The sequence below is a fragment of the Chryseobacterium sp. PET-29 genome (genome assembly GCF_025736815.1).
Taxonomy (GTDB): domain Bacteria; phylum Bacteroidota; class Bacteroidia; order Flavobacteriales; family Weeksellaceae; genus Chryseobacterium; species Chryseobacterium nepalense.
Genome location: NZ_CP107053.1, coordinates 1,025,464 through 1,043,243 on the forward strand (window position 1 = coordinate 1,025,464; position 17,780 = coordinate 1,043,243).

Annotated in this window: 14 protein-coding genes; 5 read left to right on the forward strand and 9 right to left on the reverse strand. The window is 37.1% G+C overall.

All coding sequences use genetic code 11. The features are described 5' to 3' along the window. The first annotated feature begins 15 nt into the window (after positions 1-15). Positions 16-2,808: an excinuclease ABC subunit UvrA gene (gene uvrA, locus ODE14_RS04525; RefSeq protein ID WP_263603127.1), complete on the forward strand. Its 2,793-nt coding sequence runs from the start codon at positions 16-18 to the stop codon at positions 2,806-2,808. A gap of 160 nt (positions 2,809-2,968) precedes the next feature. On the opposite strand, the gene ODE14_RS04530 is transcribed toward uvrA, so the two are convergent. The 4 genes from ODE14_RS04530 to ODE14_RS04545 form a co-directional block, all read right to left on the reverse strand. Further along, complete coding sequence (locus ODE14_RS04530) at positions 2,969-4,150, reverse strand: aminotransferase class V-fold PLP-dependent enzyme (protein WP_263603128.1); 1,182 nt, start codon at positions 4,148-4,150, stop codon at positions 2,969-2,971. A 311-nt stretch (positions 4,151-4,461) separates the two neighbouring features. After that, a complete protein-coding gene (locus ODE14_RS04535) occupies positions 4,462-5,601 on the reverse strand; it encodes a hypothetical protein (protein WP_248393427.1) in 1,140 nt (379 codons plus the stop codon). A 12-nt stretch (positions 5,602-5,613) separates the two neighbouring features. Beyond that, positions 5,614-6,528, reverse strand: a complete 915-nt coding sequence (locus ODE14_RS04540) for a TssN family type VI secretion system protein (protein ID WP_263603129.1) — start codon at positions 6,526-6,528, stop codon at positions 5,614-5,616. A gap of 55 nt (positions 6,529-6,583) precedes the next feature. After that, positions 6,584-7,525: a hypothetical protein gene (locus ODE14_RS04545; RefSeq protein WP_263603130.1), complete on the reverse strand. Its 942-nt coding sequence runs from the start codon at positions 7,523-7,525 to the stop codon at positions 6,584-6,586. A 311-nt stretch (positions 7,526-7,836) separates the two neighbouring features. Here ODE14_RS04545 and ODE14_RS04550 point away from each other — a divergent pair, with 311 nt between their 5' ends. From ODE14_RS04550 to ODE14_RS04560, 3 genes are all read left to right on the forward strand, one after another. Continuing rightward, complete coding sequence (locus ODE14_RS04550; RefSeq protein WP_263603131.1) at positions 7,837-8,628, forward strand: S1/P1 nuclease; 792 nt, start codon at positions 7,837-7,839, stop codon at positions 8,626-8,628. A 555-nt stretch (positions 8,629-9,183) separates the two neighbouring features. Then, positions 9,184-10,050 (forward strand): RNA polymerase sigma factor RpoD/SigA, encoded by an 867-nt coding sequence (locus ODE14_RS04555; protein WP_002979276.1) that lies wholly within the window; start codon positions 9,184-9,186, stop codon positions 10,048-10,050. Positions 10,051-10,116: 66 nt separating this feature from the next. Continuing rightward, entirely contained in the window at positions 10,117-10,566 is a 450-nt protein-coding gene (locus ODE14_RS04560; RefSeq protein ID WP_263603132.1) for a hypothetical protein, read from the forward strand. Between the two features lie 75 nt (positions 10,567-10,641). On the opposite strand, the gene ODE14_RS04565 is transcribed toward ODE14_RS04560, so the two are convergent. From ODE14_RS04565 to kdsA, 3 genes are all read right to left on the reverse strand, one after another. Beyond that, entirely contained in the window at positions 10,642-11,115 is a 474-nt protein-coding gene (locus tag ODE14_RS04565) for a DUF3347 domain-containing protein (RefSeq protein WP_263603133.1), read from the reverse strand. A 127-nt stretch (positions 11,116-11,242) separates the two neighbouring features. Continuing rightward, the gene (locus ODE14_RS04570; protein ID WP_263603134.1) at positions 11,243-13,462 is read right to left on the reverse strand and encodes a TonB-dependent receptor plug domain-containing protein; all 2,220 of its coding nucleotides are present in this window, start codon (positions 13,460-13,462) and stop codon (positions 11,243-11,245) included. Positions 13,463-13,579: 117 nt separating this feature from the next. Beyond that, positions 13,580-14,389 (reverse strand): 3-deoxy-8-phosphooctulonate synthase, encoded by an 810-nt coding sequence (kdsA, locus tag ODE14_RS04575; RefSeq protein WP_248393417.1) that lies wholly within the window; start codon positions 14,387-14,389, stop codon positions 13,580-13,582. 407 nt (positions 14,390-14,796) lie between these two features. Between kdsA and ODE14_RS04580 the strand changes: the two genes are divergently transcribed. After that, positions 14,797-15,306, forward strand: a complete 510-nt coding sequence (locus ODE14_RS04580; RefSeq protein ID WP_263603135.1) for a pyridoxamine 5'-phosphate oxidase family protein — start codon at positions 14,797-14,799, stop codon at positions 15,304-15,306. Between the two features lie 266 nt (positions 15,307-15,572). Here the strand turns inward: ODE14_RS04580 and ODE14_RS04585 are convergent, their stop codons facing one another. Beyond that, positions 15,573-16,229 (reverse strand): DUF6766 family protein, encoded by a 657-nt coding sequence (locus ODE14_RS04585; RefSeq protein WP_263603136.1) that lies wholly within the window; start codon positions 16,227-16,229, stop codon positions 15,573-15,575. Positions 16,230-16,239: 10 nt separating this feature from the next. Next, positions 16,240-17,763, reverse strand: a complete 1,524-nt coding sequence (locus tag ODE14_RS04590) for an FAD-dependent oxidoreductase (RefSeq protein WP_263603137.1) — start codon at positions 17,761-17,763, stop codon at positions 16,240-16,242. Between the last annotated feature and the right edge of the window lie 17 nt (positions 17,764-17,780).

The following is a 17,780-nucleotide window of genomic DNA, read 5'->3' on the forward strand; positions in this document are numbered from 1 at the left end:
AGTCTTAATTTTACTATGGCTAAAACAACAGATATAGATATTAAAAAACAGATTTTCGTTAAGAACGCACATCTTAACAATCTGAAACACATTGATGTTCTTATCCCGAAAAATAAATTAATTGTCATTACAGGAGTATCCGGAAGCGGAAAGTCTTCACTGGCTTTTGATACCATTTATGCGGAAGGACAAAGAAGATATGTAGAGAGTCTCAGCTCTTATGCACGACAGTTTTTAGGTAAACTGGAAAAACCGAAAGTTGATGATATTAAAGGTCTTGCCCCTTCTATTGCTATCCAGCAGAAAGTAATTTCTTCCAACCCGAGGTCTACAGTAGGAACTTCAACGGAAATTTATGATTATCTGAAGCTGCTTTTTGCAAGAATCGGCAAAACATTTTCACCGGTTTCCGAAGAAGAAGTAAAGAAAGATTCGGTTTCTGATGTGGTAGATTTTATTAAATCATCCAAAAAGGATTCGTCATTTTTATTAACGGCTCCTTTGAATTATGATGCCGATAATTTTGCTGAAAGTCTTAATGTTCTGAAGTTAGCAGGATTTACCAGACTTGAAATCAATGGTAATGTAGCCGGAATAGAAGATCTGGAAAGCTTCGGATTTACTCCCGAAAAGAATATGGAAATCAATCTGGTGATTGACCGGTTTTCGTACGAAGAAGATGAAAGTTTCCTGCAACGTCTTGCAGATTCTATCCAGATGGCTTTCTACGAAGGACGCGGATACTGTTACCTGAAGAATACAGATACCGGAAAAGTAAAAGAGTTTTCCAATAAATTTGAACTGGACGGAATAGAATTCCTAGAGCCGAATGTTCATTTTTTTAGCTTTAATAATCCTTATGGAGCGTGCCCTACCTGCGAAGGATACGGAAAGGTAATCGGAATTGATGAAGATCTCGTAGTTCCGAATAAGGCGCTTTCCATTTTTGAGGATGCGGTGGCTTCCTGGAGAGGAGAAAGCATGAGCGAGTGGAAAAAAGACTTTATTAAAAAGGCCAAAGATTTCCCGATTCATAAACCATATCACCAACTTACCAAAGAGCAGAAAAAATACCTTTGGAAAGGTGACGGAAAAAGTACATTCCCATCCATTGACAATTTCTTCAGGATGCTTGAAGAAAATTTATACAAAATACAATATCGGGTAATGCTTTCCAGATACCGCGGAAAAACGCTTTGCCCTACATGTGAAGGATTAAGACTGCGCGAAGAAACCAGCTGGGTAAAAGTTGGCGGACATAATATCCAGTCGATGATCGAACTTCCTTTAGATGAACTTTTTTCTTTAATAAAAGACTTAAAACTTTCCGATCATGATCAGGAAGTTGCCAAAAGATTATTGTATGAAATAACAACCCGTCTTGAATTTTTATTAAAGGTCGGATTGGGATATTTAACGCTGAATCGTACTTCTAACACACTTTCAGGTGGTGAAAGCCAGAGGATTAATCTGGCAACGAGCCTTGGAAGCTCACTGGTAGGTTCTATTTATATTCTTGATGAACCATCTATCGGGCTGCATTCAAGAGATACGGAAAACCTGATCGGTGTTCTGAAAAACCTTCGGGATCTCGGGAATACCGTAATAGTTGTTGAGCATGATGAAGATGTAATGCGAGCGGCAGATTATATTATTGATATCGGTCCGGAAGCCGGATATTTGGGAGGCGAACTTGTATTTGCAGGAGACTATAAAGAATTGAAAAGTGCAGATACGCTAACTTCCAGATATCTCACCGGAAGACTGGAAATAGAAATTCCTAAAGAGCGCAGGAAAGCGAAAGAGTGGATTCACATTAAAGGAGCCCGTCAGAATAACCTTAAAAATGTTGATGTAGATGTTCCTTTGGAAAATCTTGTCGTTATTTCCGGAGTTTCAGGAAGCGGAAAGTCTACCTTAATGAAGGAAATTCTTACGAATGACATCCAGATTCAGTTGGGAATGGGCGGTAAAAAAGGAGATTATGACTCTGTTGATTTTCCTAAAAAACTCATCAAACATATTGAACTGATCGATCAGAACCCGATCGGGAAATCTTCACGTTCCAATCCGGTGACGTACCTTAAAGCGTATGACGACATCAGGGACCTGTTTGCCAAACAAAAAGTAGCAAAAATGATGGGTTACAAACCGAAACATTTCTCTTTTAATGTTGATGGCGGAAGATGTGATGAGTGTAAAGGAGAAGGGGTAATCAATGTATCCATGCAGTTTATGGCAGATATCGAACTGGAATGTGAGGTTTGTAAAGGAACCCGCTTTAAAAGTGAAATTCTGGAAGTAAAATATGATGAAAAAAATATTTCCGATATTCTTCACATGACCGTAGATGACGCGCTGGAATTTTTCAAAGACAATCATGAAGATAAAATTGTAACCAAACTGAGGCCGTTACAGGAAGTCGGATTGGGATATCTGCAGCTGGGACAAAGTTCTTCTACTCTTTCGGGCGGAGAAGCGCAGCGTGTAAAGCTGGCATCTTTCCTGGTGAAAGGAGTAACAACGGATAAGACGCTTTTCATTTTTGATGAGCCTTCCACAGGTCTGCATTTCCATGATATTCAAAAATTACTGAAATCTTTACAGGCTTTGATTGATCTTGGCCACTCGGTAATTGTGATTGAACATCAGCCGGATATTATAAAATCCGCCGATTATATCATTGATATAGGTCCGGAAGCAGGAAAATACGGCGGTGAAGTAGTATTTACAGGAACTCCTGAAGATCTTGCCAAAAATAAAAAATCGCACACCGCAAAATACATTAAGGAAAAGCTGGAACAATAATATAAAGAGAGTCGAAAGGCTCTCTTTTTTATGAGTAATTACTTTAGCGCAGGAAAAATATTTATCTTACAACTAATCCTTCAACAAGCTAATGATGACATTACGAAATACTTAGGATATTGTTTAAGCGTTGTCAGGCTGAGCCTGTCGAAGCCTCATTCTATCTAAAAAAAGCTCTTTTTAGAACATTAGAGACAACATCAATTTCTTCAACGGTATTAAAATAATGCGGTGACAAACGCACAATCCCACTAATATTTTTCCGTGCAAAATCTATTAAAGCGGAGTTTTTATGCGTTACTGAAAAGAAAACATTATGCTCTTTCAAAACATGCTGAATTTTTTCCAGATCACCGTCCGGACCGGAAAAAGTGACGATGCTGCTCAGGTTTTCACCCCAGTCCCAGACATTAAAGCCGCTGTTTCTTAGGTTTTCCCTTAATCTTACAGACAATCCTCTGTTGTAATGTTCAATCGCGTTCAATCCTATATTGTTGGCATATTGTAAAGCTTTTGTAAAGCCCATTAACGAGGCATATGAAATTTCCCAACTTTCGAATCTTTTTGCTGTTTTAAATAGCTCATAATTGTTAAACTCCGTCCAGTCTGCACCTCTCATATCCAAGAGTAGCGGTGCATAATTCTGTTCCAAAACTTTGTCTGAAACATACAAAAAGCCGGTTCCTCTTGGTCCTCGCATGAATTTTCTTCCGGTTGCCGATAAGAAATCACAGCCGATTTTTTCAACATCTACAGCAAGCTGGCCTACCGATTGACATGCATCAACCAGATACAAAACATCATATTGTTTACAGAGTCTTCCGACACCTTCCACATTCTGGATTAATCCCGAATTTGTCGGGATATGAGTAACTGCAATTAATTTCGGATTGTATTTTTTAATTAAATTTTCCAGGTCTTCAAGATCCAGCTCATTATCGGGAAGATTTTTAGTTCTTATTATATTTACCTTTAATTTTTTCTGGAGTGAGATAAAAGTAATCTGGTTGGAAATATAATCGTCTGCAGTGGTAATGATAACATCGTCTTCTTCAAACATAATGCTGGATAAAGCTTTAGCATAAGCTTCGGTAGCGCTGGTTGCAAAAGCAATATTGGAAGGCTTTGCATTAATCAATCTGGCCGTTTCATCATAGAATTTTTCCAGAGTTTCTGCATTTCTGTTTGCTGCTTCATACCCTCCTATCTGTTCTTCCAGTTCAAGATATTCTTTCATTGCATCTACTACGATTGATGGCATTAAAGACGATCCTGCATTATTGAGAAAAATTTTTCCGTCCGAAAGCCCCCTGATATCCTGTCGTATTTTTTCTGTATTCATTTGTAAAATGATTTTAATCTTATTTGATTGTAATTTTGTTTAACTGTTTAAGCTGATTTTAAATTTAACCGCAAAAGATGCAAAAGATTTAGATATTTTAATATTTAAAGTTAATTAATATGAAGATAAAGAGGACAACAGTTTTTAAAAATCTCTGATTTTTATCTTTGAGAACATTATTTATCTAATAAGAACTTTAAAATAATCTTTTTGGTCTTTGTGGTTAGATAGAAAGTTTAAAACAAGTTTTTATATAAAAAATCCCGAATAACAAATTTCGGGATCACTATCTTTTAAAGAATATTTCAACATTAATCTAAAACACTCCAGCCTCTTTTAGGATTGTTATTGTTGGATACTTCCTGCTCATTAACAATTATATTTTCTTTTCGCTGACCGATATAATCAAGTTCGCTTAATTTGGAGAAAATTGTTTCAAGGCTTCTCAGCATTTGTTGAATATAGATCAACGGTTCGCCGCAGTTGTGATGATCGTAATTGGTTTCTGCTACAATTGACAGCTGATTCAGTAAAGTGTGAGGTGCAATTTCGCTCCATTCCAGACTGTAGTTCAGCATTTCTTCCAATTCAGCCGGAACAAGGACCTGAGTTGCATTGTAAAGACGCAGTGCCAGCTTTGCAAAAGATTCAATCAGAAATACCGGCGGCTGATATGGTGTTATATTCCTGAACTGGAAATACATATCCCCAAATGTATTGATCATGGTATTGCATAAAAACTTAACGTTCTGCGCAAGAGCAGTATTCTGGTTTTTATGCGATGCCTTCTGAATGATTTTAAAGGCATATTGCTGAAGATTCCCGACGGACTTTGCAAAAGTATTGTAATAATCCAGCAGTGCGGGATGGCTCTGAACCGAAGTACATGGCGGGATAAAGTTAGAATCTACCTGGGCAATATTTCCTTTGAGATCTACTTTGCCAATGATAAGGTAATTTCCTCCGGAATAGCTGCTGTTGAGCGATGTTACGGGAAGCAGTTCAATATGATGGTTCGGCTGTGTATTCGGGTGACGCGGCGGAATTTCCTCGGGGTCAATATCTCCAAAAGGCACTTTATCAAAAGGATTTACGGAAATTAAAATATAGTAATCGCCATCTGCCTGTTCATCATTCATGAGTTTTGCGAGAGATTTTACACTTACTCTTCTGTCAATCAGTTCAATTCTGTAACCGGCAAGCGTTACTGCGCTGCAACGCTTGATGACCAATTGTACATCATTAGTAGCCGTATTGTGGACATCAAAAATACTACGGTCTGTAAATTCGTTTGAAATAGGCAGAAGCCCATAGTTATATGCGGTGATTCCCAATGAACTGGAATCTCTGATGGTATCGATTAAAAAATTATCCTGATCGTTAAGATGTCTCTGGGAAACCTTCATCCCGTCAACCCAATTGATGGCAAAATGCTTAATAGGCTGTATCATATTCAATATTTTTTAAATGGTGTGAGATTGTGTTCTTCTTATTCCTTCTTCCTCATGCTGGATGACCCTTTTACAGATCACCACATCGTTTTCAGAAATCCTGTTTTCTGTAATATCCTGTTCAAAATCAATATATTTTCTAAAGCTGAAGAATGACTTTTTCGTATAGAAAATCCAATAATACGATTCGTTTTGCTGATCTGATAAATGAATCACGGAATTCGGGTTTTTATGGTTGTAATCGTCCACTACCCTGTAAAACCAATCTCCGAAAGTAATTCCCGTAGGCAATGTTTTGGCTTTAATCCGAAATCTGTTGGCATCTTCAAGATTTTTGCTGAGCTCAACATTCAGAACCATCAGCCTGTCGAAATCTGCTCCTTCAAAGTCCGGTAGTTTCTGTTCCGGAGAATAGCGCCAGGTCTTATATATATCAACCGGAATACTAATTAACTGAACATAGCAGTAATGGAAAACCAATGGAACAAGGAATATTAAAATACTTGTCGCGGCCATTATGGGATATCCTGTACCTTTACTCATCCAGTTGAATATTAAATAAAACAAATATCCTCCAAAACCGACACAGGTAACGGATAAAATGGATTCAAATAGTATGCTTTTCGTTAAAGAACTAAAATGTTTTTTAAAATATTTGTCTGAAAGGTTCACATGTATTATTCCCAGAATCAGATAAATGATTTGTGCAATTAGATACCAGTACGGATTGAAAAGATTTCCCGCGAAGCCGAAAAATCCCGGAATGGCAAGACACAAACTGCACAGCAGAACATAGATGATAATGGTTTTTATTTTTATCGCAGGCTTATTTCTTCTGATAATTCCGAGGATTACCATCATAATAACCGCAAATAAAGGCATGAGAATATACCTTAAAAAGATTCCCTTTACTGAAGAAATTTCCATGTGTCTTTTTCGAATTAATATTTTTAATTGGTTTAGTAAATATAGTTAAAAATTTTCAGAGGAATGTAGAGTATCCAAGTCGGTTTGAATTTCTTTCATCATCTTCCAGAGCGAATGAAAAGGCTTCTTTTTCGGTGATAAAATTCTCTTCAATATCCACACTTACCGGAAGGAAATAATCATACATGGCATTCAGTACTTTCCGGAACGGGCTGCCATTGATATATTTTTTCATTTCCCCATAAGGAATAGGGCCGATATTAACTACCCAGTTTCTCTGTCCGTCCATATGTTTCCCACTCGGAATATAAGTTACGCCGAGGCGGGAATTCCCTAACAACATAGAGTCATCATTCTCTTCTACACCATCGATAATGTTTGGAGCAAAGGTTACCATAACAGGAATTTGCAGAAAAGCGGTCATGCACCTTTCAAACCATGCTTTATCTCCACGGATCTGATTAAAAAAAGGCAAAATATGGATGAATATATAGGCGTTTTGTTTATCCATCATTTTTACAAGCGGCCAGAGTTCACTTACCGTTTTCAGCAGAGCATCGGTATCACTGGCAATTTCAAAGTCGAATTCTTTCAGCAAAGCACTTACTTCGGTAAAAAAAATTTCCAGTTCAAAAGGCCTGAAGAACTTTCGTGCATCTTCTTCTACCCTTTTCTGTTTGCGGATTTCCTTCACGACACTTTCCACGTTTTTCCTCGTTGCACCCAAAGATGGCGGGTGGAAAAGTCCTTCCGGCAGATAATCGTAGATACCTTCCCTATAGGTTTCTATAATAAAAACTTCTTCGTCGAAACCAAGGTAATCGCTGGTAATACTTTTAATATCTTTAAGATAGGCCCGGTCATTGATGCCGATTCGCTGGATAAATATATTGCTTACTGCTCTGTGATATTTCAAGAGGTTTACTGCTACAGCTTCTGCTTTGAAATCTGTTTGCAGTTTATTGTAATGCATCTCTACAATATTGTTCTCATACATAGTGTCTGCTGTGATTTTGGCTTATAAAAATACTATATCTCAAATTATTGAAAAAATAATTGTTGATTAATTTTATTCTAAAATAGTAAATAATTACGAGTAAAAGAAGAAACGGCAAAAATAAGGTTAAGACTGAGGTTGAGATTAAATTACATGAATTAGTTCGCACTAAATTTAACCTACCTTATCCTTGACCGAACCTTAATCTAAAATTGAAATTAAGATTTGATTAAATCTTCCACTCCTTTTCTCTACCTTAATTTTAACCTCAAAATTAACCGTATCTTTGCATCCTGAAAATGTTATTTACAATGAAAAGTATTTATTCTAAAATTTTGGTTTTAGCATTCATGGCATCTTCGCTGTATTCATATGCGTGGGGATTGACAGGGCACAGAATTATTGCGGAAATTGCCGAAAATCACCTTTCTGGGAAAGCAAGGCGGGAAATTAAAAAAATGATGGGGAGAGAACGGCTGGCTTATTGGGCCAACTGGCCGGATTTTATTAAATCTGATACAACAGGTGCCTGGAAACAGGCTTCATCGTGGCATTATGTAAATATCGATCCGCAGACTGATTTCAAAATTTTTGAAGAAAAACTGAAAGGACAGGCCGGACCAAGTTTATATACTCAGGTGAATGTTCTTTCCAGTCAGATCAAAAATGAAAAAACTGCTGAGAAAGACAGAAAAATTGCTTTGATTTTCCTTATTCATATTATGGGTGATCTTGCGCAGCCTTTGCATGTAGGGAGAGCGGAAGATCTGGGAGGAAATAAAATTAATGTTACTTACTTTGGAGATAAGACCAATTTGCATTCTGTCTGGGATGGAAAACTCGTAGATTCTCAAAAATACAGCTATACCGAGTATGCAACATTATTAGACATTAAATCTGATGCAGAAGTAAAGGAAATCCAGAAAGGTACTCTTGAAGACTGGCTGTATGATTCTCATAAAATTGCCAATACAATTTATGCACAGACCCCAAATGATTCCAAACTGTCTTATGACTATCAGTATAAATTCAATAATACGATGGAAAGACAACTTTTATACGGTGGATTACGACTGGCAAAATGGCTGAATGATCTTTTTTAAAGATGAACTTAATGTAAATAGTCAATTACTATTTGTTATAATATTGAAGCGAAACTTTGGTTTCGCTTTTTTTAATCTATTACCTGTAATTTGTCATGCTGAAAGCATCTCAACGTAATTTTTTAAGCTTGGTTAGATCCTTTCAGGATGACAAATATTGTGGATGTGGTTACTAATTTTACATTTAATAGGATAACTACCACCCTAGCCCCGATTGAAGCTTTGTTTAAGCTCATTTTTATATTTTCGGCAGGCAAAGTACATGCCGCCGAAAATATAAAAATAGCGAGTGCGGAAAGCGGGAAGAAGCTCCTAATAATAGAACAATTCTAAATTAAAAGCTCATTCAATTAAGGCTTAAAAAATAAAATTCCCTGAATAACATTTCTAAAGTAATGCTGGAATTAAAATCGCCTTAAAGAGTGCAGAACGCATAATTTACAATTATTTTCCCAGATGTAATTTAATTCAATAAAAATTAATTGAAATATTTGTAACCTTTTGCTTATCTCCAACGTATAATAGTATAGAAACTCTTTTTTGAGGAAAAAATAGATGAGACAATTAAAAATCACTAAGCAGGTAACCAATAGGGAAACTGCTTCATTAGACAAGTATTTGCAGGAAATTGGTAAGGTTGAATTGATTACTGCGGATGAAGAAGTAGAATTAGCACAAAGGATCCGTGCCGGTGACAGAGCCGCGTTGGAAAAATTAATCAAGGCTAACCTTCGTTTCGTAGTATCGGTGTCTAAACAATACCAAAATCAGGGTCTTTCTTTACCGGATTTGATCAATGAAGGTAATCTGGGACTTATGAAAGCGGCAAAAAGGTACGATGAGACTAGAGGTTTCAAATTTATCTCTTACGCAGTTTGGTGGATTCGTCAGTCGATCTTACAGGCTTTGGCAGAACAGTCGAGAATTGTAAGATTACCATTGAACAAAATCGGGTCTATCAATAAGATCAACAAAGCTTACGCTCACCTTGAACAGGAAAATGAAAGACCGCCTTCACCGGAGGAATTGGCAGAAGTTCTTGATATGAGTGAGGAAGATATTAAGGAATCGATGAAAAATTCCGGAAGACATTTGTCTATGGATGCACCTTTGGTAGAAGGAGAAGATTCCAATCTTTACGATGTATTACGTTCAGGAGAATCACCGAGTCCGGATAAAGATCTGATGCTTGAATCGCTACAGATTGAGATCGAAAGAGCATTAAATACACTTACACCGAGAGAAGCAGACCTGGTAAGGCTATATTTCGGACTGAACGGCAAACATCCGATGACCCTTGAAGAAATCGGTGAAACTTTTGACCTTACGAGAGAAAGGGTTCGCCAGATCAAAGAAAAAGCGATCAAGAGATTGAAACACAACACCAGAAGTAAGATTTTAAAATCTTATCTGGGTAAATAATTTTTAAGTTAAATACATGGCGGAGCTTGATTTTCAGGCTCCGTTTTTATTTTGCAAACTATGGAAATGTATTTTATTTTAAGCGCAATGGTTTGCTTTTTCATATTTGGAAATCTGGCAATTCATTTACATTATAAGAAAAAGCATAAAGCTTTCTTACAATCTTTAAAAGGAAAACAATACATTCTATTCAAGAAACTTGATATGGAAATGGAATCTGTTGCCAAACTCGCTTACAGATATCAATTCAACAAGGCAGATATTGTTATTTTAGATCAGGAAATATTCATTATGCTTTTTACAAAACCCTTCGGCATGGCTCAGCCGATTTTACACATCAGCAACAGTGACGAATTTTTTCAACATGTTCCCAAAAAAATTCCTTTTGATTCTAAATTTAGCGTAAATGGAAAATTAAGAATAAAAGGTAGTTTCGGACAGGGACTGATGCACGCGCAGTATAAAATATTTATTGATTTTAATACCGTTGATTTCGATTTGAACTCAATTATATAGTTGAAGATGTTTTTATATTAATGATTATAAAACATTGAAATGCAGAAGAATCTACTATTTATATTAAGCATTTTATTACTTAATTGTTGACTTTACATTCCCGCACGACAACATTGATTTCCCGTAATACGGATTAATAATCTTTGATTCATCACTCAGCCAGCTTCCTTCAGCCATCGGACAATATTGAACATATACCGGATTTTGTGATACTTTAAATTCTTTTGCCAATGCTATCATTTGATCAGATAATTGATAAAAAGATTTTCTCTGAACTGAAATATTTTTGGAAGTTGCAATAATTTTAGCGTCTTCTCTAAGCGTATTTAATTCTTTTTCAGAAATTATTTTATTATTGACTTCTGAAGAGGATTTAATAAACTGGGATGCCGCTTTTGATGCTTTTTCAGCGTCATCGGAAGCCAGGGCCGTTTTAATGGTAATATAGTTTTGATACAACACGGAAACCTGTGCATTCTTTTTAGACTGTGCTGAAGCCGAAATTATGGAAAATACAGTTAATACAACTGCAATGACATATTTTTTCATTCCTTAAATGATAAATTATTAATGAACAAATATAAAAATATATAGGGTATTGTTGTTATAAAATTTTGTAAGGTTGTTACACAATTCAGAAAAAAAGAACCTCTTACCAGAAGTTCTTTTATATTCATTATTTGATTCTAAATTCAAGTTTTACATTGAAAAACCTTCCGGTAAGGCGTACCGGAACCGGATACATAAAATTGGTATTGGCATCCGTAATCCATTGGTTGGCCACCGTATTTCTGATATTAAAGGCATTAAATACCTGAACACCTAAAGTAAGTTCTTCAAAATTCTCCCAGAATCCATAAGTATTTTTCTTTTCTTTAGGATCAATAAATGCATAAGAAAGTCCAAGATCTACCCTTTTGTAAGATGGCAATGTCTTCTGATACTGATAGGGATCAGTAAGCATCGGTGCTCCCGTAGGAAGGCCCATTGCGTAGACAAGAGTTAAGTTAACACGCATAGCAGGAAATCTCGGCATATAATCCTGATAGAACATCGCAAACCTGAATCGCTGGTCTGTCGGTCTGGGAATATCCCCTTTCCCGTCGATATTTTCATATACTCTTGCATAGCTTGCAGACAGCCATGAATCTACACCCGGAACAAATTCCCCAAAAAGCCTGGTATCAATTCCGTAGGAATATCCTGAAGCATTATTTTTTCCTGTATACCGTATTCTTACATTGTCCATATAATAAGGAATCAGGTCATTCATTTTTTTATAGTACAGTTCTGTTGTCAATTTGAACGGCCTGTCATACATATAAAATTCATAGTCGTTGGCTAAAATAGCCTGTATGGATCGCTGAGATTTTATAGAAGAATTGAAGTTGCCTTCAAGGTCTTTAATTTCCTTATAGAAAGGCGCCTGATAATAAATTCCTCCCGAAAGTCTGAACAACATATCCGTATCCCAATCCGGCTTAATGGCAAACTGAGCTCTTGGAGAAAATATGGTTTCATTATTAAAACTCCAGTGGGCAACTCTAGCTCCGGCATTTACAAATACTTTATTGCTGCCCCAGAAAAATTTCTGGGAATATTGTGCATACGCAGACATCCTTGTAGGCTGGATATGGTTTCTGCCTGCAATATTGTACATCAGATTTAAGTCGCCTGCATTTCTGGGATCGATAAATGCTTCGTGCGGAAGACTGTATCCTGCAGAATCTACAAGCCGCCATTCATTGGTAAAATCTTTAAGATTTTCTTTTTCATATTTGAATCCTACTTCAACATCCGTATTCACGTTTGGTGAGAAGCGCGTCCTGAACTGTGCACCGTATGTTTTTACAAAAAGGTCATTCCGTGCATGCTCAATCTGCCCCCCTGCATCGTATGATGTTACCGGATCTCCGGTTACCGGATCAAAAGTCTGCAGAACGTACGCCGAAGCAATACTGTAATATTCTCTTTCACGGTTTTGATAAGCAAATGCATCAAGGGTAAATCGCCATTTGTCCGTGGGCTTGAAATTCAATGATGCGGTTCCCATCATATTTTTATACTTATCATCTTCACGACCTCCATAAGCAACATTCAGCTTGAGAGGCTGCTGCAGGCTTCCGAAATCCACTTCCCTTTCTTTTGGAATCATTTCATAATCATTATTAGAGTAGAATCCTATGAAAGACAGTGTTAACTTCGGACTGAAATGATAATTCAGATACGTCTGAAAATCCATATACTTCGGATTGAAATCCGTATCCTCCTTTAATGTGTTAAGAACAAGATTGGTATTCCTGTACCGGGCTGAGAACAAAGCCGTTAATTTCCTATTTCCTTCCTTATCCTTTCCTGCGGCAAAACCTGTGGTAAGTCTTCCGCCGATTAAGCTTCCTTCTCCTGAAACCTCGAATTTTTCAGGTTCACGGTAATAAATATTTAGTGCCGAAGACATCTTGTCCCCATATCTGGGTTCAAAGCCGCCGGCAGAGAAGTTTACCGTAGAAACCATATCCGGATTGATAATACTAAGCCCCTCCTGCTGAGAATTTCTGATCAGGAAAGGTCTGTAAATTTCAATATCATTGATGTAGATAAGGTTTTCATCGTAGTTTCCGCCACGAACCATATACTGTGAAGAAAGTTCCGTATTTGAATTTACGGAAGGTAATGTTTTGATAATTCCCTCAATACCTCCGGAAATACTCGCAACATTCTGAGCATCTTTGGCCGATATTTTCACCGTAGTAAGGTCATTGGTTTTTCCTGTCACTTTTTTCTGAAACACCACTTCTTCAATATTCGCGGTTTTCATCGTATCCTTCTTTTTTCTTACCTGGGAGAATACTAATGCAGGAACCATAAGGCTCAATGGTAAAACTAGTTTTTTCAAAAGAAATGTTTTAAAATTTCAAACGTGAATATATAAATTTTATTTTAACTTATTTATACTTTGTTAACATTTATTAAGATCGCTTTAAATGTTATTTCAGTAAGGTAAAAATGCCAATTAAAGTATTGCTTCTCTTACCCGCGTTAATTTTTGTAACAGATCTTCCAAAAGATCAAGTCTCAGCATGTTCGCGCCATCAGACAGAGCGGTTTCCGGTGTAGGATGTGTTTCGATGAAAATTCCGTCTGCACCTACCGCAATTCCGGCTTTTGCCACCGTTTCTATAAGATCCGGCCGGCCTCCTGTAACACCTGAGCTTTGATTAGGCTGCTGCAAGGAATGCGTAACATCAAGAATCACCGGGGCGTAATTTCTCATCGTCGGAATTCCCCTGTAATCTACAATAAGATCGGTATATCCGAAGGAATTTCCTCTTTCAATAATCGCCACTTTCTGATTGTCGGAATCTGTTATTTTCTGAACTGCAAATTTCATGGATTCAGGGGAAAGAAACTGTCCTTTTTTAAGGGTCACACATTTCCCGGTTTCTGCAGCAGCAACCAGCAGATCGGTCTGACGAACCAAGAATGCAGGAATCTGCAGTACATCTACATATTGTGCAGCCAAAGCAGCATGTTCATTTTCGTGGATATCCGTTGTTGTCGGAATATTAAAAGTCTCTCCTACTTTTTTAAGAATTTCCAGCGATTTTTCTTCACCAATTGTCGTGAAAGAATCTACCCTGCTTCGGTTGGCTTTTTTAAAACTTCCTTTAAAAATGTACGGAATATTGTATTTATTCGTAAGTTCCACAACTTTTTCGGCAATCCTTAGCGCCATATCTTCGCCTTCAATAATACAAGGACCTGCGATGAGAAAAAAGTTTTTTGAATCTTTGTGATGAATATTATCTAAGTATTGAATCATTTTCTTTAAATTAAAAGTTCAGTAAAAATACTGAGAAAGTTTCAGAATCAGAAATAATTTATATCAAATACTGAACTCCTTCCTGTTTATAAAAAAATGCCTGAATCTTTTTCGATTAAAAACCAGCGCAGCTTTTGATCAAAACCTAAGCACCTTTTAGACAAAACCTAAGCACCTTTTGGATAAAACCTGCGCAGGTTTTTATCATATTCTTGTATCCTTTTCTATAGTCTGAAATTATTCATGAATAAATTAATGCCTTAAAGCTAAATAGTTTGATTTTCTATATAGAAAAAGAGATTATTACAAGTGCTGTATTGTTTATAATTTTTGAATCGAGACGTCACTATGGTCGGATTTTTGAATAGTAAACTGTAATTTTTATCAAATCACTAAAATATAAAATTATGTCAACAGAAAATCTTACTCACCAGGACGCTATTAAAAAAATCAAGGATTTATCCGAAAGTGCAAAAATCTGTATGTTTTGTACGGAGCTGGAGACGCTCCCTATCAATTCAAGGCCAATGACTCTTCAGGAAACGGATGACGAAGGAAATCTATGGTTTATCAGTGGTGATACAAGCAACAAAAATTTTGAAATTAAAGATGATAAAAGAGTTCAGTTGTTCTTTATGAATAACGGTGACTATCAGTATCTTTCGGTTTTTGGGAATGCTACCATTTACAAAGACCGTTCAACCATTGAAGATAAGTGGTCACCAATGGCAAAAGCATGGTTTGAGGAAGGAAAAGATGATCCTAATGTTTCCATTATCCGTGTAGAACCTACAGAATCTTATTACTGGGATACTAAAGTAGGCAAACTCGTAAGTCTTGTTAATTTTGTAACCGCTGCTGTTACCGGAAATACAACGGATAACTCAGATGGTGTTGAAGGAAAGGCACAGGTTTAAATCACCTTCATAAAAGTTAATAAATAAACCCGTTGTGCATTTGGAAGAATTTGATAGTAGTTTCTTCAGTTCGAGTGTTTTTCGCAACAAAGTGGAGAAAAAATGTATCGAGAATGGATTTATCTTCAAAATTGAAAACTTTTCGATACGATTTTTTTCAAAAATCTACTCAAAGTGACGAAATGAATCAAATATACAAAACGGTTTAAATACAATAAAGGCTGCATTAAAATGATGCAGCCCTTTTTTAATTAGAATTGAGGAAACTAAGGTGTTTCATTATGTGGCATATCCACCGGTTTGGATTCCGGAGAACCTTTTTCCCTAAGCCAGATGGAGAGAATTACCAGTGAGGCCACGGCGAGAAATTCGCTTTGCCAGTTCTGGAAAGATTCAAACCAAAAACGGGATTCGGTGATATATTCTGTTGCAGTAGTCGTAGGTTTTTCTTTTGAGATCTGCTCTTCATTATAATCTTTCAGGCTTCCGTAAAAATGAAGTGAAAAACTGATGATAAACAAGAGAGCAAAAGCCAGGGATAAAGAATGTTTATAAATCTTCAGCCAGATTCCGCCTTTTTTAACGGGCCATGGAGCATTAGCGTGAGGAACAGGCTCTTTGTCTACATCTTCCTCTCCTTCCAGTGATTTTGATTCACTTGAGCCTTTCTGACGAAGTGAAACCGTTAAAACAACATACAGCATCATCTGTAAAAATTCACTTTCCCAGTTTTCAAAAGTAGCCTGGATAAAATGTCCGCTGTGAACATATTGTCCGATACTTAATGCAGCCTCTCCGTTTTCAGCCAATTCTTTATTTTCTGTTTTCCAGCCCGTAAAAAATTGTGCAGCAAGACAGGAAATCATAAAGATAATCAAAACAATACTCAAACTGTTTCGATATAAAAACCCTTTTTTAGACATAACCTTATTGTTAATTTTCTGAATCTGTATCTACTCTCGGAAGATCTTTCACCGTAGGTCCGGTAAGAAGTTTTCCGTTGACGTTAAACCTTGAACCGTGGCACGGACAGTCCCAGCTGAGTTCTGCGCTGTTCCACCGTACTTCACATTTGGCATGAGGACAGGTGCTTTTTACCAAATGTACTTTTCCGTTCGTTTCTTTGTATAAAGCATAGGATTCACCTTCATATTTCACAACTTTTGCTTCACCCTCTTTTACTTCTGCCAACGAATTAATCTTTTCTGCAAAAAGTTTGTCTTTAATAAAGTCATAAGCGACCACTGCATTTTCTTTGACAAAGTCGGCAAAGCCCGCAATAGGTTTTATTCTGGACGGGCTGAAAGCATTTTCGTATTTACTGCTTCCCGTAACAATAAGATCTGATAAAATCTGTGAAGAAATGGTTCCGAATATCATCCCGTTTCCTCTGAATCCGGTTGCCGTAAAAATCTTTCCGCTGCTTCCCGGAAGTTTTCCTATATACGGAAATCCGTCTACCGGTTCATAGTATTGGCTGGACCAGCTGTAATAAGCTGTTTCCACATCAAAATATTTCCTTACATAATTTTCCAGGCGCGAAAAACATTCGCCCGTATCTTCTTCGTGGCCGGTTTTGTGATCTTCACCTCCTGCGATAAGCAGTGTCTGCCCTTCAATTTCCTGGGTTCTGTAATAATGGTAAGGATCGATAAGATCATATCCCAGATCTTCAGGATATTTGCCGTTTTTAAGGCTGAAGGCAATAGCATAGCTTCTGTAAGGTGCATTGGTAATATGAAGAACACTGAGTCCGGGTGGAATATGGGTAGCATACACCACATTTTTAGCTTTGATTTCTCCTTTGGATGTTTCTAAGGCAACATAATTTTCCTGTTCATCGTGGCTTTCACAACGGCAGTCTTCCTGAATAATCCCGCCTAAACTGATGAATGCTTCACAAAGTCCTTTAATATATTTTATCGGATGAAACTGTGCTTGGTCAGGAATAGTCACCGCTTTTTTAAATGGTATCGGAAAAGGAATTTCATCTACATAATTCATGGTATGGCCTACTTTTTCGGCACCTTCCACAATATCGGCAAGCTCTTTCTCCTGTTTTTCGTCTAAAGCGAAGAGATAAGCGATCTTTCTCTGGAAATCGCAGTCTATTTGATATTGCTGTATATTGTTTTCTATAATCCGAATGGCTTCCTGACCTGTATCTGCCAGCAATTGTGCATTTTCCTGTCCGAAATCGCTGATGGCCTGATTAAAGGTAGTATCAAAAAAATCATTAAGGTGTGCGGTTGTTCCGCCGGTTGTTCCGAAACCGATATTGGCAGCTTCCAGAAGAATGCATTTCTTTCCGGCCTGCTGCAGCTTTAGGGCAGTAGAAATGCCGGTGATTCCTCCACCAACTACTGCGACATCGTAGAGTTGCTGAAGGTCGGCATCCGAGGAAAATTTCCTGATTTCTTCCTGCCATATACTTTTTCTTGCCCCGTCTCTGTACATGATTTAGAATTTTGGTT

What these genes read in the sequence shown, in the direction of transcription:
- ODE14_RS04550 (WP_263603131.1), top strand. Translation starts at nt 7,837, where the DNA reads ATGAAAAGTATTTATTCTAAAATTTTGGTTTTAGCATTCATGGCATCT.
- ODE14_RS04545 (WP_263603130.1), bottom strand. Translation starts at nt 7,525, where the DNA reads ATGTATGAGAACAATATTGTAGAGATGCATTACAATAAACTGCAAACA.
- kdsA (WP_248393417.1), bottom strand. Translation starts at nt 14,389, where the DNA reads ATGATTCAATACTTAGATAATATTCATCACAAAGATTCAAAAAACTTT.
- ODE14_RS04565 (WP_263603133.1), bottom strand. Translation starts at nt 11,115, where the DNA reads ATGAAAAAATATGTCATTGCAGTTGTATTAACTGTATTTTCCATAATT.
- ODE14_RS04555 (WP_002979276.1), top strand. Translation starts at nt 9,184, where the DNA reads ATGAGACAATTAAAAATCACTAAGCAGGTAACCAATAGGGAAACTGCT.
- ODE14_RS04560 (WP_263603132.1), top strand. Translation starts at nt 10,117, where the DNA reads ATGTATTTTATTTTAAGCGCAATGGTTTGCTTTTTCATATTTGGAAAT.
- uvrA (WP_263603127.1), top strand. Translation starts at nt 16, where the DNA reads ATGGCTAAAACAACAGATATAGATATTAAAAAACAGATTTTCGTTAAG.
- ODE14_RS04530 (WP_263603128.1), bottom strand. Translation starts at nt 4,150, where the DNA reads ATGAATACAGAAAAAATACGACAGGATATCAGGGGGCTTTCGGACGGA.
- ODE14_RS04540 (WP_263603129.1), bottom strand. Translation starts at nt 6,528, where the DNA reads ATGGAAATTTCTTCAGTAAAGGGAATCTTTTTAAGGTATATTCTCATG.
- ODE14_RS04535 (WP_248393427.1), bottom strand. Translation starts at nt 5,601, where the DNA reads ATGATACAGCCTATTAAGCATTTTGCCATCAATTGGGTTGACGGGATG.
- ODE14_RS04580 (WP_263603135.1), top strand. Translation starts at nt 14,797, where the DNA reads ATGTCAACAGAAAATCTTACTCACCAGGACGCTATTAAAAAAATCAAG.
- ODE14_RS04585 (WP_263603136.1), bottom strand. Translation starts at nt 16,229, where the DNA reads ATGTCTAAAAAAGGGTTTTTATATCGAAACAGTTTGAGTATTGTTTTG.
- ODE14_RS04590 (WP_263603137.1), bottom strand. Translation starts at nt 17,763, where the DNA reads ATGTACAGAGACGGGGCAAGAAAAAGTATATGGCAGGAAGAAATCAGG.